Here is a 17,150-nt window from a genome sequence, read left to right as displayed (position 1 = left end):
TACGCAACCTTGCTCGGCAAATGACTTACCAGTAATGCTCCATGGTGACATTACCAGGCTTGCGCCGGAGATTTTTCGGTAACCCGAGATCTGCGAGCACTTGTTTGGCATCACGAATCATGTCCGGATTACCACAAAGCATAACTTGTGCACTGCTATCTAACTGGTCTGCTAGCGCCGCTTGCAAAGCTCCTGATTCAATCAAAGCCGGCACCCGACCCGACAAAGCCCCGGTAACCTGCTCACGACTCACTATCGGCTGATAGCTGAATTGTTGTGGATACTGCTGTAACCACTGTTGCGCTAGGTTCTGATAGGCTAAATCGCTGGCATAACGCACCGCATGAACTAGATGAATCCGTTTGAACCGTTGCCAAGGCTCTGCCGTACCTAGCATCGAAAAATACGGCCCCACCCCGGTACCGGTCGCAATAAGCCACAAGCTCTCACCATCCGGCACTTCGTTCAGGGTAAAAAAGCCACTTGGTGGCTGTGATACTTCAATTCTTTGCCCTGCCTGTAAGCCATGTAATAACGGCGATAACAAGCCATCTTGAATACGATTGACCAAAAACTCCAATTCATCTGCGGTGGGCGCGTTAACCAATGAATACGCGCGTTGTACCCGTTGCCCGTCTACTTCTAAACCCAGACGCACAAATTGCCCCGCAATAAAATCAAACTTAGGAGTACGCACCTTTAAGGTGAATAAATCTTGATTCCAGGCGTAGTTTTCAACTATTTCGCCCGTTAGCCATTGTGCCATGATGATCTACTCTGGTTTTTGCATTGCTGCTAAATCACGCTCTAACTGCTCTACTCGCTGCCGTAGACGCAATAATAACTGCTGCTGCACATCTAATTCTTCACGCGTAACCACATCTAGTTTGCCTAACTGCTGCTGCAAAATAGTTTTTACGCGCTGCTCAAAACTACCCGCTAAATCTTTGATCCCCGCAGGAATGCTGTCATTAATCTGGCGGGCTATGTCTTCTATTTTTTTCGCATCCATAACAACCCCTTATCTTTATCTGGTGGTGGCTGACATCATTAACGTTTAGCTTAGCAAGAAGTTGCGGTAAAATCTGCTTTTCATACGCTTAACCCAGCTTTTGTCACCTCCAACAAGAAGGTTGTTTATTCGTCATGCTGTTGAACCCTCGTCAACAAGAGGCCGTGCGGGCCATTACTGGACCGGTACTGGTATTAGCTGGCGCAGGTAGTGGCAAAACACGAGTCATTACAGAAAAAATTGCCCATTTAATTACTCGGTGTGGTTACCCAGCGAAACATATTGCGGCGGTGACCTTTACCAATAAAGCAGCCAAAGAAATGAAAGAGCGGGTTGGGCAAACTCTCGGTCGTGAGTATACCCGTGGATTAACGGTTTCTACTTTTCACACCTTGGGCTTAACGATTATCAAAAAAGAAGTCACTCAGCTCAACATGAAAGCGGGCTTCTCTTTATTTGATGATCAAGACAGCTTGGCACTCTTAAATGCCTTAACTGAACCTGAATTAGATGGAGACAAAGAGCTCCTGAAACGCTTACAACACAAGATTGGGCAATGGAAAAATGCCATGCTCCTGCCCGATCAGGCTCTAGCCCAAGCGCAAACCGATGATGATAAGTTATTTGCTGAGTTTTATCGGCGCTATCAACAAAACATGAGAGCCTGCAACGCACTCGACTTTGACGATCTGATTTTACTGCCAACGCTCTTGCTGCGCACTAACGAGGCGGTTCGTCAGCGCTGGCAGCAGAAGTTTCAGTACCTTTTGGTTGACGAGTATCAAGATACCAATACCAGTCAGTACGAGCTCGTTCGGTTACTGGTGGGGGATCAAGCAAACTTTACGGTGGTAGGTGACGACGATCAGTCGATTTATTCTTGGCGTGGGGCCCAGCCCCAAAACTTGGCTTTGTTACAGCGTGATTTTCCGCAGTTGCAGGTGATTAAACTCGAGCAGAATTATCGCTCCCATGGGCGGATTCTAAAAGCGGCGAATATTCTTATCGAGAATAACCCCCACGTTTTTGAAAAGAAGCTCTTTTCAGAAATGGAATACGGAGTGCCACTGCGGGTTATTTACGGGCGTAATGAAGAACACGAGGCAGAACGCGTGATCGCAGAAATTGTGCGTCGACGCTTTCTAGAGCGTACTCCTTATTCGCAATTTGCCTTGCTTTATCGGGGCAATCATCAAGCACGGATTTTCGAGAAAGCTTTGATTGCCAACCGAATTCCCTATCGTATGACTGGCGGCCAAAGCTTTTTTGCGCGGGCCGAAATCAAAGACATGATGGCCTATCTAAGGCTATTAGTTAATCCAACCGATGATACCGCCTTTATTCGCATCATTAACTGCCCCAAACGTGGCATCGGTCCGAATACCGTGGAGCGGATCGGCGAGTTAGCGCACGAGCTGCATACAGGGCTCCTTGAGGCAGCAAACCATCAAGCACTCAAAACTCGTTTGGGCGCACGCGAGTTTCAGTCGGTGCAATATTTTTGTCAGCTGATACAACGCTGTGCTCGACGTTGCGACCATCAACCAGAGGCTGCATCGGCCTTGTTTGATTTGCTTAAAACGATAGGCTACGAAGAGTGGCTTTACGAAACCAGCCCGAGTGTCAGTGCCGCCGAAATGCGCTGGAAAAACATCAATGAGTTGATGCGGTGGGTGTCAGATATGCTAAAGGGTGATGCTGAACACGAGCCACTTAGCCTTGCCGATACGGTAGCTAAATTGTGTTTACGAGACATGATGTCGCGCCAAGAAGAAGCCGAACAAGGCGATCAAGTACAGTTGATGACCTTGCACGCATCCAAAGGCTTGGAGTTCCCGCATGTATTTATGGTGGGCATGGAAGAAGGTTTACTCCCACATCAATCCAGTATTGATGAAAACATGGTGGAAGAAGAACGCCGGCTTGCCTACGTAGGCATTACTCGAGCACAGCAGTCGCTTACCTTTACCATGGCGAAAGAACGTCGACAATATGGTGACACCCTACGCCCTGAGCCTAGTAGATTTTTATTTGAACTCCCCCAAGATGATTTAGAGTGGGAAGAGCAAACCATAGCCACAGAAGCTCAGCAAGAGCAAACACGGTTATCAGGGATCGCACTACTGCGTAAAGCTATGGAAGATTAAGCTCGCGTTGCCGACTTACTGGTCGGCTGGGCATTGAATGGTGACTTTACTTGCTGGGGCTCTCCAAACAATTGGCCTTGCCCGATATTCACGCCATTATGGATAAGCGCCTGTAATTGATCGTGATTATCAACGCCCGCTGCGGCAATTTCGATGGCTAGATCGCGGCATAGATGCACCACATTTCGTACCATCACTTGTGCTCTTTCGCTGGTCGCAATGTCCGCCACAAAGCGCGGGTCTAACTTCACATGGGTAAAGGGATAATTCAAAATAAATTGCAGTGCTCCTGCACTACGGCCAAACTCGTTCAGCGCCAAACCTACCCCGAGCTCAGCTAACTGACGCAAACAGCTCAGCTGGCGTTTGGAGTTATCATTAAGCTCAGTCTCACTAAACTCTAGGATTAACGACTCTGGCGCAACTCCAGAGTTAGTGATGATATCAATTAATACCTTCACATCTGCCAGTTTATAAAGATGCTTACTAGACAGGCCCACATAGATAGGTAACGGCTGAGCTTCAGCCTGTAAAATAGCGCAACAGCGTTTCAGCATCCAATGATCCAGCGCCAGCGTCATCCCGGTTTTGTCAGCTACTGCATTAAAGCGATCTGCCGGAAGCAAGCTATCATCGCGTTGCCACCTTAGTTGCAATTCACGGGCAACTTCTGTGTTATCGCGCAGATCGCCTAAGGTAAACTGTTGTAATACAAAATCTTGGTCAAATTGAGCATGCCGCAATTCGGTTTCGCGATGCAACGAGGCCACCAAATCCTGGTGAATACTTTCATCAAAGACCACATAGCGACCGCGGCCCATACTTTTTGCTTGATACATGGCAGCATCAGCATCGCGCAGTAAACGCTCTGCCGAATCATTGCGCGATTTACACTCGGCGATACCCACGCTGGCACCCGAATAATGTTCGCTCTCACCAAAGACAAACGGCAACCGCATTTTTTCAATAATGCGCGATGCAACATCTCTAGCATCGTCAATATGGCGAATCATATCTAGTAAAATAACAAACTCATCGCCACCTAATCGTGCCACTGTGTCATTATCGCGAATGCACTCACCAATCCGACGACTCGCTTCAAGCAAGAACTCATCACCCGCCGAATGGCCTAGCGTGTCATTAATATTTTTGAAGCGGTCTAAATCAACAAACAGCACCGCAAAATTATGGTGCGGGAAACGCTTTTTATGCTTCAGCGTTTGCTGTAACCGCTCAGTAAACATGGAGCGATTCGGTAAGCCCGTTAACGCATCATGGTGCGCGTCATAGAATAGTTTTTCTTCTACTTTTTTACGGCGCTCAATTTCGCTAACCAGTTCTTCTGTACGCTCCGCTACCTTACGCTCAAGATAGGCATTAACGCGTTTAACTTCATCGGCATTCCGACGGCGCTCGATGGCTACCGCAACATGTTGTGATACGAAGTTAAGAAGCTCTAAATCGTCCTGCTTATAGGTGATGTCATTCACGTAGGTTTGCACGGATAACACCCCAATCACTTCGTCTTCAACCACCAAAGGCGAGCCCAACCACTGCGTTGGATGAGTACCGTAATAGCTTACCGCATCTTCCACTTCACCTGCCTGCACCAGCTGTTGATACTTGGCTCGGTCAATGAATACCGGTTGCGCATGACGGATAACATACTCGGTCATGCCTTTAGCTAACTTACGTTCGCGTTGTAAATTGCCATCATAGGCATCAACACTGTAGGGAAACTCCAGCACACCTCGGTCTTGATTAATCAGAGCAACAAAGAAGTTATCGTTATTGATGAGCATCCCTATCTGTCGATAAAGCTGTTCATAGAAGGTTTGCATGGACTCAGAGGTGTTGGTAATTTCCGAAATCGCAAACAACACGGAGGTTAATTTTTCAGCTCGCTCACGGACACTAATTTCATTAATCAGATCATCATTAATCTGCCGTAATTTTGCGGTTTGACGAGCAATTTCTGCCTGCATGTATTCACGCTGACGAACTCTATCTAAAGCATTTACAATGTGTTGCGAAACGAATAACAATAACTCTTGGTCTTGCTCTGTGTAGCGAATCTGCTCAGAGTAACTCTGCACCACCATGGCACCAACCACTTGACCATTTGAGCGCAAAGGCACCCCTAACCAGTCTACTGGAGGTGACCCTAAGTCGCGAATTTCACCTCGCTCTTTTAACCGTTCAAAGACCTCAATATCATACAAAAATGGCTTACCCGTACGCATCACATAACCGGTTAAACCTTGCCCTAGCATCTCAGCCGGAATCACTTGCTCAAGGGCCGGAAAATCATCATATTCATCCACAAAATAGACAAACTGAACCGTGTCTTTAGCTTGGTCATACAAACAAATGTAAAAGTTTCGAGCATCCATCAGCTCGCCAATAATGGCGTGCACCGATGCATAGAAATCTTGCATGTTTTGTACAGAAGAGGCTAATTCAGAGATTTTAAACAGTGCTTTTTGCACCACTTCAGATTGGCGATATTTAAGTGCTAGTTTTTGCAGACGTGCAACAGCCTTACGCAGGCGCGTAATTTCTTTGCTTTCGGTGTTCTGCACTGCTGAAGTTTGAGCTTCAGGCTGCATCCCTGTTGACGTAGGCATAAGCTAGCTGTTTCGTTTTGTTTAATTGTTGTTTTTGCTTTATTTATTGTTTTAAAACTAACCAACCTCAAAGTATATATTTACATTGCTAAATTACAAAGAGATTTATAAAAAACAGCTCAAATTATAGACACAAAAAAACCGCCGAAGCGGTTTTTTCTATTCATGGTATGAATGCTAACTATTAAATTTCAGCAATCATAAAATCGATAGCAGCTTGGATTTCTTCATCGCTACAGTCGTTACAGGTACCTTTAGGTGGCATCGCATTGATACCTTCAATAGCATGCTTCAGCACTGTATCCATGCCTTGAGCTAAGCGTGGCTCCCAATCGGCTGCATTGTTTAATTTAGGAGCACCTAACACCCCAGAGGTATGACAAGCAACACAGAACTTGTTGTAAACTGCTTCACCAGAACGCGCGCCACCAGAACTTGCAGCTGCGGCTGGAGCAGCTCCAGCTACCCGTACTTGCGCTACCGGTGCAATGCGCTCTTTAATATCTGCGGTACTTTGTTGTGGTACTACAGTAGCACTTGCACCACCTACGACAAATGCCATTGCGGCAACCATTAAACGGCTAGATTTAAAAATAGATAATACGTTCACAGTAAACTCCTGATTGAACTAATGAGCTTGCACGCTCGGTTTGTTGTTGCGATTATAGCCAGATTCCACTCAAGGTTAAATACTTCCGTGCAATGTCAACCAATCCTAGCTTAGATACGCGTAAAATTGCCCTTTTGGATCTGGATGCTTTCTTTGCCAGTGCTGAACTCTTGCGCCAACCACAACTGCGTGATAAGCCTTTTGCTGTGGGTGGTGGCGGTGATCGCGGAGTGGTTGCTACTGCTAATTATTTAGCGCGGCAATATGGCGTGCGCAGTGCAATGGCCGGCAGCCAGGCTCGACGATTATGTCCACAACTTATCTTTGTGCGCCCTGATCATGCTTACTATCGCGCTATGTCCAATCAAGTTTTCGAAGTCCTACAACAGTATACCGAGACGATTGAACCTGCTTCTATCGACGAATTCTATTTGGACCTTACCCACAACCAGCACTATCAAGGGAGTGCCAGCTTAACGGTTAGTGCTATTCGAGAGCAACTACGAGCGCTAGGTTTAACCGCATCGGCGGGCATTTCTAATCAAAAGATGGTAGCTAAAATAGCTAGCGAAGAAAACAAGCCTGATGGTCAGTATTTAGTAACCCCAGAACAAGTGAGCGCTTATCTTGCGCAATTAGATCTAAAGCGAATCCCTGGAATTGGACCGAAAAGTTTACAAAAATTGCATTACGCTGGCTTATTTTTAGGTAAAGATGTCCAACAAGCTGAGTTAACCAGTTTACAACGCATTTTAGGCGAAAAGGCCGGCTGGTTAGTTTATCAACGTTGTTTAGGTAACGACCCAAGAGCTGTGATTACCGAGCGTGTGCGCAAAAGTGTTGGAGTGGAAGAAACCCTAAGCCAAGATGCCACGAGCCTACGCCAACTCGAACAGTTCCTTGAACAAGTGCTACTGCCGCAATTGCAGAAGCGGATGAAAGTAAGTAACTGGCAGCAAGCCTTCATTAAAAGCCAGACGATTAAGTTAAAGTTTTCAGATTTTCAACAAACAACCGTATCCCGAACGGCTAACTTAGCGTCACCCAGCTTATTTTATCAACTGCTACGAGATGCCTGGGATAGGCGCCAGCAACGGCAAGTCCGGCTCATTGGCATCAGCGTGGCGCTACCCGACCCTGATGATGCCCTGCAATTGGAATTGGAGCTGGAGTAAGCGACTGCGACTAGGAGCTAAACTCATAGCTGCCTAACTGAATCACCTGGTTACGCAACTCAATCGCACTTAACGCAGCCTGTACGCGTGGATGCTGCAAGTGCCCTTCAAACTCGATAAAAAAGTGGTAGTGCCCGAAGCGCTGCCCGGTTGGTCGCGACACCAACGCCAATAGGTTAATTTGATGAACCGCAAAAGCTTGTAAATGCTCGAGTAAGAGCCCCGGATGGTCTGCGTCATCGACAATAACTATCGAAGATTTATAGCGGATCGAATGATCCGGTGCGGCTAAAGGCTGTGGCTGCTGTACCGCCACAAATCGAGTGACATTGTGGGCGTAATCTGTCACATCATGTTCCACCCAAGCCCAGTCCGCTGCGCTAGTATTAGGCTCGACCGCTGCCAACAGGTGCTCTGGAATGATTGCTGCCGCCGCCTGGGTTGTTGCTTGCAACTGCGCCAACGCTGCGGTATTGCTGGCGGTAGAAATCACCTCAATATCATGTTGCGATAACCAATCGCTGCATTGTCCTTGGGCAACAAACTGCGCGAAAATAACGTTCGGCTGTGGGTGATTTGCAACTACCGAAAAGCGCACCGGAATAGCCACCTCAGCAATAATTTGCAAAGGCTGCTTTAGAAAGCTATCAACGACTGGTGAAACAATCCCCTCAACGATATTTTCTAACGGCACTACCGCAATCCCCGCCTGCTCAGGGATGGCCTGCAGCGTTCGGGAAAGAGAGCTGTAGAAACTTATCGTAGGCGGCGCCTTGGTAAATTGCGGTAGGCGCAATACCTCACGCGCAGCTAACTCTGAGAACGTACCTGAAGGACCCAAAGTTGCGAGAAAAGTGGCTGAACTGCTAGTGGCTGGCACGAGATGCTTTACATCCTTTAACGATATCTTTGTATGAGTTGCAGTGAGATTAACTTACACGCTTTTATTCACAGATAAAAGTTACAGATTGTATTGAATTAGCATCTAGGTATTGGCAGTATGGCTGCTGACTTTATCGCTCAAGGCAGATGCGTATGGATTGGCTCACATTGCTACCCCCCTTGGTAGCCATTATCGTGGTTTTTTGGCGCAAAGAAGTGATTGTTGCGCTACTCCTTGGCATTTTTACCTCAGAATTATTATTACTTTTACACCATCAGCAGCCACTTTGGAGCGCTGGTGCTGCCATGCTAGAGCGTATCATTGCCGTCTTTAGTTCGGCCGGTAACACTCGTATTCTCATTTTTAGTTTGCTGGTAGGTGCGCTGCTTGCCTATGTGCGTGAGTCTGGTGGCGTGACTGCCATGGTCAATAGTTTACTCAAACGTGGTTTTGGCAAAACGAAGCGCAGTGCCAGCTTAATGACCGTTTTTACCGGAGTTTTTATATTTATTGAATCCAACCTTAGTGTGCTCACTGCGGGTATATTATCTCGCGGCTTATTTGAGAAGCTAGGCATGAGTAGAGCGCGATTGGCCTATTTGATTGATAGTACCAGCGCTCCCATCTGTATTTTGATTCTGCTTAATGGCTGGGGTGCCTACGTGCTCGGTATGTTAGAACAACAGCAACTGCCGGGGTCTTCGGTTGCCACCCTCTGGGCGACCATTCCATTCAACTTTTACGCACTCATTACCTTAGCTCTGGTGTTTTATACTGCCATTAGTGGCAAAGTACATGGCGCATTAGCTAAACATGAACAACAACCCCAGCCACCGCAAGATATCCAGCCGCAGGCCCCAAGCAACAGCAAGGCGCGTTACATGCTGGTACCTTTAACCGTCATGGTCGTGGGAATGATCGCATTTATGGTGATTACGGGCGACGGTAATCTAACCGCTGGTGATGGCTCAAAATCAGTGCTTTATGCTACAGCGTTAGCCTGTTTGGTCGCCTACTTGATGCTCTTGGTCAGCCGTCGTAACAGCCATCAGCAATTAGTGACGATTGGCTTTAAAGGCATGAGCGAATTATTACCGCTGGTAACTATCGTTTTGTTATCATTAGCGCTTGGTGCTAGCGTCCGTGAACTTGGCACAGGAACTTTTTTGGCCGGGTTAGTCGGTGACTATCTACCGTTGGTACTGATAGCCCCGATGCTATTTATTGCTGGTGCCCTGATTAGCTTTACCACCGGCACCTCGTGGGGCACTTTTGCTATTCTAATCCCGATTGCGGCACCCTTAATAATAGCACTAGATTTGCCAGCTCCCCTACTTTTGGCCGCGGTGCTTGGCGGAGGGGTTTTCGGTGACCATTGCTCACCCATTTCAGATACCACAGCTGTATCTGCGCTGGCGTCAGGCAGCGATTTGCTTGACCATGTTCGCACCCAGTTACCTTATGCACTGGTTGCTGGTGGGCTTACGGTAATTTTATATACAGTGGCAAGCTGGCTGATGCTTTAAGCTCGCCAGCTGATTTGTTTTTGCTACCAACTATTTGGATAATCATCAAACATGACACACGGTTTGCACTTTCGCTCTACTCGCGCCGAAATATCACGCCAAGCGCTTACCCACAATGTGCAACTCATCAAAGAAAAGTTGGGCAATAATTACCTTATCGGCGTAGTTAAGGCTGACGCTTATGGACACGGGATGATCAGCACGGCACAGGCTATAGCAGCTAACGTTGATGCTTACGCAGTGGCTTACATTGACGAAGCTCTAGCCTTACGCGAAGCTGGCTTAACCCAGCCCATTGTATTACTCGAAGGCTGTTTCAGCGCTGCCGAGCTTCCTATCTGTGCACATTACAATTTACTCCCGGTGATTCATCAGCAACACCAACTCGATGCCGTGCTCACTACACGCTTGGCTCGTCCTGTTGGGGTCTGGCTAAAGGCTGATACAGGATTACACCGATTAGGCTGGCGTCCAGAGCAATTACCCGCCGTTTATCAACAACTCGATCAGTCTACGCAAGTTGCTTCTATCACGCTGATGTCGCACCTAGCGATTGGAGATACACGCCATCAATTCACCCAACAACAGCTAGAGGCCTTTACTGATCTTTGTGCCCAAACCAAGCCCTCAGCTCAGATGAGTGTCATCAATAGTCCAGCATTATTAAGTGCCACTAAGGATATCAGCAATGGTTATGCTCATTGGGTTCGCAGCGGTATTGCCATGTACGGTGTCGCTCCTATTTTAGAAGGAGTTGAACTCCCTCCATTGCAACCGGTGATGCGCCTTCTCGCTCCGATCATCGCCTTACGTGATATTCCTCAGGGCGATACGGTCGGTTACGGTGGTACTTGGCGAGCAACGCGTCCGAGTAAAATTGCAACCGTTGCCATCGGCTATGCTGATGGTTACCCACGCAGTGCAGCCAACGGCACTCCAGTTTGGCTTCACGGTAAACAGGTGCCCTTAGCCGGTACTGTATCTATGGATATGATTACGCTTGATGTAACCGACCTAGAGCAGGTCGCCATTGGCGATGAGGTTGAGCTGTGGGGGCCTAATCTAAGTGTTAATATCGTTGCGGAACACGCCAACACCATCAGTTACGATTTGTTTACTGGGGTTAGTCAACGTGTTCCTAGACTCGAAGTTTAATTACTCGGCTGGCGTGGGCTTCTGATACAACTTAAACCACGCTAGCGTATGTTCAATTTTTGCGATCATATTCGATGGTCTTGCGCTGACCGAATGAGAGGCGTCTGGCACCCTCACCATCACCGTATCTACCTTGCGCAATTGCAATGCTTGATAATATTGCTCTATTTCAGACATCGGCACTCGACGGTCGTTTTCACCGCTAAAGAGCAATACTGGGGTTGTTACATTTTCAACCAACGAAAGTGGTGAGCGCTGCCAGTAGTGATCCACATCTTGCCATGGCAATGCCGGAAATTGATTCGCAATCTGACCCAAGTAGCTATCTGCCGTAAGCGTTTTGCTGATCCAGTTAATGACCGGGTTGGTTGCAGCGGCAGCGTTAAAACGATCGGTTAACCCCACCGCATAGGTGGTTGCGATACCACCAGCAGAGCCACCAGCAATGAATAAATTATTACCGTCAACAAAGCCTTTTGCTAACAGCGCATCGATACCCGACATGTGGTCTGCAAAGTCACGTTCTGACGCATAGTAACCGTCAAGCTTTAACGCATGTTCAGCACCGTAACTGGTGCTACCCCGATAGTTGTTGTAGAAGACTACGTAGCCAGCCGCAGCATAGCGCTGATGTTCAGCTGCAAACATGGGGCTGTAGGCTAAATGCGGGCCACCATGAATTTCTAGCAATAGTGGGTACTTTTTATTGGGGTCAAAATTGGGTGGAGTGATATACCAACCATGAATCTCCGTGTCGTCAAAACTCGATTTGTAAGTGATCTCGTGCACTTCTCCAAGTGTTTTATGCGCAAGTAAATCTTCATTGAGCTTGGTTAATTGGCGCGCCTTCGTGCTAGTTACCGAGTCTAACAAAGCAACATCTGCTGGTCGGTATGAACTAGCTCGCGTATAGACGACCTGCCCCGTATTAGTAGCAATAGAATAACTACCGCTGGTGTAAGGTCGCGAAATATATTCACCGCCAACATCACTGACCCCCTCGGTTAACCGCCCATTTAATCTTACTTGCCCCAACTTAACGAGGCCGCGGTCGGTAAATTGAATGGCCAACGCACTATTATTAATCCATTGTGGGTTTTCTACCGAGCGGTCCCAGTCCGCTAACAACGCCTGCTGCTGATTCTTACCTAAATCTAAAACTTGGAGTCGATTATGATGATAAGCAATGGGTTCGTTTCCTCGATGCAAGAACGCCAACAGCCTGCCATTCGGTGACAAGGTTGGAGCAAACTCACGTCCAGGCAACGTAGTTAACTGGCTCAGCTCCTTATCTTTCACTCTTACTTGCCATAAATCAGCTTCTGCCACTTGATATTCCCAATCGGTAGAACGGTTCGCTGAAAAAATAAGGTGGCTATTATCTGCACTCCAAACTAGGGGGCCCGAATGGCTGTAAGGACCTTCCGTTAGCTGGCGTGCATGCCCTCCTTCAGCTGGAACAACAAAAACTTGACTGTATTGATTGGCCAAAATGCCGGCACCATCGCGCTGATAATAAGTTCTCTCCACGATGGTAGGCGCTTTTGCCCAGTTTGCAGAAGCGGGCTGTTGCGGGCGGTAAACCGAGCGAGCAAACTCCGATTTAGGCGCATCAACGTTCATCATAAAAGCTAGCCAGCGTCCATCATGAGACCAGCTCAACTGACTTGGACTCTGGTCTACCGCAGTCACAACTGACATGGTTTTCTGCGCTACATAATAGACATGAATCTGATTACGGCCTTCATGACTGGTGGTAAAAGCCAAGCGTTTACCATCCGGCGACCAGGTAGGATTCGCATAACCATGAGCCATGGTTAGCAATGGAGTATGCTCGCCACTTTGGGTATTGATCAACCACAAGTGGCGCTTGCTATTATCCTTAATCATGTCAAAGCTGTTACGGCTATAGATTACCCACTTCCCGTCAGGAGAAATTTGGGGACCTGCTGCATGCTCAAGTGCAAAGATATCTTCTGGCATGAAGGTTTCAACTGCTGGCTCTGCACTTACAACTGCGACATTTAGTAGCACCGCCAGCGGTCCGCTCCAGCGTAATAAGCTCTTAATCATGACATTCTCCAAACTAAACGTTTTGTTTTTATTAGTAATTAATGTACCCCTTTCTTTATCAAGAACCTAGTCTTTGGCCTACTTTTTGTATGGCTGGCATTAGAAATAGTCCTAGTAAATCCAGGGTTTTTATTTCGCATATGCCTAAATTAATACTATACTCATCTTGTTGTAACACCATGTGAGTAGCGTTTGACTCAACAGAAAACATAACGAGGTCAAGAACATGCTAGAAAGTTGGTTCTCGCAAGCTGATGCAGTCTTATTAGCTCGCTTTCAGTTTGCCTTTACAGTGGCATTCCACATCATATTCCCCGCCTTTACGATTGGTCTTGCAAGTTTTCTTGCCGTGCTAGAAGGGCTTTACCTTAAAACTCGCAATCCGGTCTACCAGAAGCTCTTTCGATATTGGGTGAAGATCTTTGCCGTAGCCTTCGGTATGGGCGTGGTTTCTGGCATTGTGATGAGCTATCAATTTGGTACCAACTGGGCCGTATTCTCAGATAAAGCAGGACCAGTTATTGGCCCACTCATGGGCTACGAGGTACTCACCGCTTTCTTCCTTGAAGCTGGGTTTTTAGGGGTGATGCTATTTGGCATGAACAAAGTAGGAGAGCGGCTGCACTTTTTTGCCACCTTGATGGTAGCCGTTGGAACTGCCATTAGCGCATTCTGGATTTTGTCAGTAAACAGCTGGATGCAAACACCTGCTGGATTTGCTATGAATGAACAAGGCCAATTTATTGTTACAAGTTGGTTTGAAGCTATTTTTAATCCTTCATTTCCATACCGTTTAGCGCACATGTTACTTGCCGCCTATTTAACCACAGCCTTTGTGGTAGGCGCAGTTGGTGCTTGGCACTTACTCAAAGATAGTACCTCGGCCAGCGCTAGAAAAATGTTCTCGATGGCTATGTGGATGGCATTAATTGTGGCACCACTACAAGTGTTTGTTGGCGACTTGCACGGCCTTAATACGCAAGAGCACCAACCGGCCAAAGTAGCCGCTATGGAAGGCCACTTTGAAACCCAAAGTAACGCCCCTCTGTACCTGTTTGGACTTCCTAATCAGACCACAGCTGAAGTGGATTACGCGGTAAAAATACCGGGCCTAGCTAGCCTCATATTACAGCACGATATTAATGCTGAAGTTACCGGTTTGGACCAATTCCCTCGAGACGAGTGGCCACCAGTAGCAATCGTGTTTTGGGCCTTTAGAATCATGGTCGGCATCGGTGTGTTAATGATGCTTATCGGTCTCTGGTCTGGGTTCCAGCGTCTACGTGGCGGCCTTTACCAGAGCAAAATGCTGCATCGCAGTGCTGTCTTGATGGGGCCACTAGGGTTTGTAGCTGTTATTGCCGGCTGGGTTGTCACCGAAGTAGGCCGACAACCTTGGGTCATTCAAGGCCTCTTAAGAACATCTGAGGCTGTCTCTCCTGTCGATGCGGTTGGAGTCGGCGCTAGCTTGCTAGCTTTTATTATCGTGTACTTTTTAGTCTTCGGTGCTGGTACCGTTTATATCTTAAGAAAGATGGCCGGCGATCCCGAGCATACCCACATACCTGATTATGCTCGTATCCCAATGGCTGCAGAACGTCTCTACCACGAGGAGAAATAAGCAATGGATTACGCATTAATTTGGGCTGCACTTATCTCGATCGCGGTATTCGCATATGTAGCTCTTGATGGTTTTGATTTGGGTATTGGGCTCTTGTTTCCATGGTTTACAAACGAGCAACATCGTGACCGTATGGTCAATACTGTTGCGCCGGTATGGGATGGCAATGAAACTTGGCTGGTCCTTGGTGGTGGTGGCCTACTCGCGGTTTTCCCGCTGGCTTATTCGGTGCTGTTACCAGCACTTTACATGCCCGTTATTGCCATGCTCCTAGGCTTGATTTTTCGTGGCGTTGCCTTTGAGTTTAGATTTAAGAGCCGCAATAACAAACATTGGTGGGACCGCTCTTTTATGCTTGGGTCCGCAGTTGCTGCGTTTAGCCAAGGAGTGATGTTAGGCGCCATGCTACAAGGTATTGATGTCACCGATCGAGCCTACTCAGGCGGATGGTTTGACTGGCTAAGCCCATTTACTATTTTTGCAGGCATTGCGGTATGTATTGGCTATATGCTGCTTGGCGCCACTTGGTTAATTATGAAAACCGATGGCCAATTACAAGGCCGAAGTTTTTCATTAGCTCGTAACTTATCGTCACTCATGATTCTTGCAATAGCAGCCGCAAGTATTTATCTGGTATCAACTTATGGGCAAGTCGCTGATAGATGGTTAACGTGGCCGACCTCCGCTGGTTTGTGGTTGTTACCTTTTGCCTTAGCTATAGTCGGCGGCGGACTCCTAACAGCACTTAACAAGAAACGTGAGGGAGCTCCATACCTCTGGGCTTTAGGAGTATTTTTAATTGCTTTTATTGGTTTTGCGGTGAGCATCTTCCCCTATCTTATCCCCTTTGAAATCACCTTATGGGAAGCCGCAGGACCAGATAATAGCCTCTCGTTCCTGCTCGTAGGCGCAGCCATTCTAATTCCTATTATTTTTGCCTACACTGGTTATACCTATTGGGTATTCAGAGGAAAAACCAGTGAGGATTCTGGATATCATGAATAAACCACCAACTAAGTTACGACAGTGGCTCTGGTTTATTGGTCTTTGGGCTGCCGGGGTGATCACTATCACCCTGGTAGGTCTTCTGATTAGAGCGGCAATTCTTTAATCGGAGTCTTTCTCTTTTCGAGTTAATCTATCTAAATAACCCATGGCAAAAGCAGAGCCAACAAAAGTTAAGTGCATCAACACGTACCACTTGATGGTTGGCTCATCCATGTTTTGCGCGTTCATAAACACTTTCAATAAATGAATAGAGGAAATCGCAACGATAGATGCAGCTACTTTATTCTTTAAACCACCAGAATCAATTTTTCCTAACCAGGCTAACTTCTCAGTGTCGTTATTAATATTGAGTGTCGAAACGAAGTTTTCGTAACCACTCAACATCACCATCACTAGCAATCCTCCAACCAATGCAATATCGATTAAGGTTAGCGTTAACAAAATAAGGTCAACTTCTTTGATCGTTAGAATGTCTGGAAAAACATGTATAAGCTCCTGAAAGAACTTAATCCCCAGCAGCAACACCGCCAAGCTCAAACCAAGATAAATAGGTGCCAGCAACCAACGTAAGCTATACATTAAATTTTCTAAAAAACGTTCCATGAATATCTCAGAAAGTAAGGGTTCAACAAGAGGAACATCATACCAAGGTTAGCATTCACCGCTCAATTTTTTTAATCTACCGATGACCTCGACCATCAAGACTGCCGTTAGACCAGCTGAAGCCAAGTATAATTCAAGCCAATAATCAAAACGTAACGCGCTCCTTTACCCAGACTTACAAGCAATAAAAACCAACCGAAACGTAGCCTAAGCATTCCCGCAAACATAGTTAATGGATCGCCCAAAATAGGTAGCCAAGACAATAATAAACTCCACTTACCATAGCGATTAAACCAAGCCTGACCCTGTGCTAGACGAATTTTACTCACCGGAAACCAGCGCTGGTTTTGCCAATGAAGAAAATACCTGCCTAAGCTGTAATTCACACAAGACCCAAGTACATTCCCTAAAGTAGCGACTGCCCACAGTGTTCCGATCGAGTCTGTCTGATTGAGCAAAAGCATCAGAAGCACTTCTGACGAACCTGGCAATAAGGTCGCTGATAGAAATGCTGAAATAAAAAGACTCAAGAACACAATCCACAACCCTCCCTGTACAAAATTCAAACAGGTGGACACGAAAATCTATCATTGCAACTAGTTTACCTGTTACGTTACTGGACATGGGAGTAATAATTCCCTAAAATCCACGCTCGCTGTTTTACCAACAGTACATTCCAATACGCACCCGTAGCTCAGCTGGATAGAGCG

General features: G+C 46.9%; 14 protein-coding genes. 6 read left to right on the top strand and 8 right to left on the bottom strand.

The features are described from left to right. Positions 1 to 25: 25 nt before the first annotated feature. Both NOG12_RS10710 and NOG12_RS10705 read right to left on the bottom strand, forming a co-directional pair. Positions 26 to 766 carry a ferredoxin--NADP reductase gene (locus NOG12_RS10710; protein WP_313933265.1) on the bottom strand — a complete coding sequence of 247 codons (741 nt, stop codon included), beginning with the start codon at positions 764 to 766 and terminating at the stop codon, positions 26 to 28. Between the two features lie 6 nt (positions 767 to 772). Then, the gene (locus NOG12_RS10705; RefSeq protein ID WP_110076729.1) at positions 773 to 1,012 is read right to left on the bottom strand and encodes an accessory factor UbiK family protein; all 240 of its coding nucleotides are present in this window, start codon (positions 1,010 to 1,012) and stop codon (positions 773 to 775) included. Between the two features lie 134 nt (positions 1,013 to 1,146). Between NOG12_RS10705 and rep the strand changes: the two genes are divergently transcribed. Beyond that, the gene (gene rep / locus NOG12_RS10700) at positions 1,147 to 3,159 is read left to right on the top strand and encodes a DNA helicase Rep (RefSeq protein WP_194928201.1); all 2,013 of its coding nucleotides are present in this window, start codon (positions 1,147 to 1,149) and stop codon (positions 3,157 to 3,159) included. Here rep and NOG12_RS10695 read toward each other — a convergent pair. Both NOG12_RS10695 and NOG12_RS10690 read right to left on the bottom strand, forming a co-directional pair. Continuing rightward, positions 3,156 to 5,786 (bottom strand): sensor domain-containing phosphodiesterase, encoded by a 2,631-nt coding sequence (locus NOG12_RS10695; RefSeq protein ID WP_313933264.1) that lies wholly within the window; start codon positions 5,784 to 5,786, stop codon positions 3,156 to 3,158. The two genes, rep and NOG12_RS10695, sit on opposite strands and share 4 nt — an antisense overlap. Positions 5,787 to 5,970: 184 nt before the next feature. After that, positions 5,971 to 6,348, bottom strand: a complete 378-nt coding sequence (locus NOG12_RS10690) for a c-type cytochrome (protein ID WP_313933282.1) — start codon at positions 6,346 to 6,348, stop codon at positions 5,971 to 5,973. A 140-nt stretch (positions 6,349 to 6,488) separates the two neighbouring features. Between NOG12_RS10690 and dinB the strand changes: the two genes are divergently transcribed. Continuing rightward, on the top strand, positions 6,489 to 7,571 hold the full coding sequence (gene dinB / locus NOG12_RS10685) for a DNA polymerase IV (protein WP_313933263.1): 1,083 nt from the start codon (positions 6,489 to 6,491) through the stop codon (positions 7,569 to 7,571). A gap of 10 nt (positions 7,572 to 7,581) precedes the next feature. Here the strand turns inward: dinB and NOG12_RS10680 are convergent, their stop codons facing one another. Further along, on the bottom strand, positions 7,582 to 8,451 hold the full coding sequence (locus tag NOG12_RS10680; RefSeq protein ID WP_153827048.1) for a prephenate dehydratase: 870 nt from the start codon (positions 8,449 to 8,451) through the stop codon (positions 7,582 to 7,584). A gap of 155 nt (positions 8,452 to 8,606) precedes the next feature. Here NOG12_RS10680 and NOG12_RS10675 point away from each other — a divergent pair, with 155 nt between their 5' ends. Both NOG12_RS10675 and alr read left to right on the top strand, forming a co-directional pair. Beyond that, a complete protein-coding gene (locus tag NOG12_RS10675) occupies positions 8,607 to 9,980 on the top strand; it encodes a Na+/H+ antiporter NhaC family protein (protein ID WP_153827047.1) in 1,374 nt (457 codons plus the stop codon). A gap of 51 nt (positions 9,981 to 10,031) precedes the next feature. Beyond that, positions 10,032 to 11,135, top strand: a complete 1,104-nt coding sequence (gene alr, locus NOG12_RS10670) for an alanine racemase (RefSeq protein ID WP_153827046.1) — start codon at positions 10,032 to 10,034, stop codon at positions 11,133 to 11,135. Here the strand turns inward: alr and NOG12_RS10665 are convergent, their stop codons facing one another. Continuing rightward, entirely contained in the window at positions 11,136 to 13,208 is a 2,073-nt protein-coding gene (locus NOG12_RS10665; protein WP_313933262.1) for a S9 family peptidase, read from the bottom strand. Positions 13,209 to 13,434: 226 nt separating this feature from the next. Here NOG12_RS10665 and NOG12_RS10660 point away from each other — a divergent pair, with 226 nt between their 5' ends. Together NOG12_RS10660 and cydB are read left to right on the top strand one after the other, a co-directional pair. After that, entirely contained in the window at positions 13,435 to 14,829 is a 1,395-nt protein-coding gene (locus tag NOG12_RS10660; RefSeq protein ID WP_153827045.1) for a cytochrome ubiquinol oxidase subunit I, read from the top strand. 3 nt (positions 14,830 to 14,832) lie between these two features. Next, positions 14,833 to 15,834 (top strand): cytochrome d ubiquinol oxidase subunit II, encoded by a 1,002-nt coding sequence (cydB, locus tag NOG12_RS10655; RefSeq protein ID WP_313933261.1) that lies wholly within the window; start codon positions 14,833 to 14,835, stop codon positions 15,832 to 15,834. Between the two features lie 102 nt (positions 15,835 to 15,936). On the opposite strand, the gene NOG12_RS10650 is transcribed toward cydB, so the two are convergent. Continuing rightward, positions 15,937 to 16,440 carry a TIGR00645 family protein gene (locus NOG12_RS10650; RefSeq protein WP_110076721.1) on the bottom strand — a complete coding sequence of 168 codons (504 nt, stop codon included), beginning with the start codon at positions 16,438 to 16,440 and terminating at the stop codon, positions 15,937 to 15,939. A 107-nt stretch (positions 16,441 to 16,547) separates the two neighbouring features. Continuing rightward, a complete protein-coding gene (locus tag NOG12_RS10645) occupies positions 16,548 to 16,979 on the bottom strand; it encodes a YqaA family protein (RefSeq protein WP_110076762.1) in 432 nt (143 codons plus the stop codon). Positions 16,980 to 17,150 lie beyond the last annotated feature (171 nt).

The organism is Pseudidiomarina fusca (assembly GCF_032227045.1).
In the GTDB taxonomy this organism is placed as follows: Bacteria; Pseudomonadota; Gammaproteobacteria; order Enterobacterales; family Alteromonadaceae; genus Pseudidiomarina; species Pseudidiomarina fusca.
This window is presented reverse-complemented; position numbering and strand designations above follow the sequence as displayed.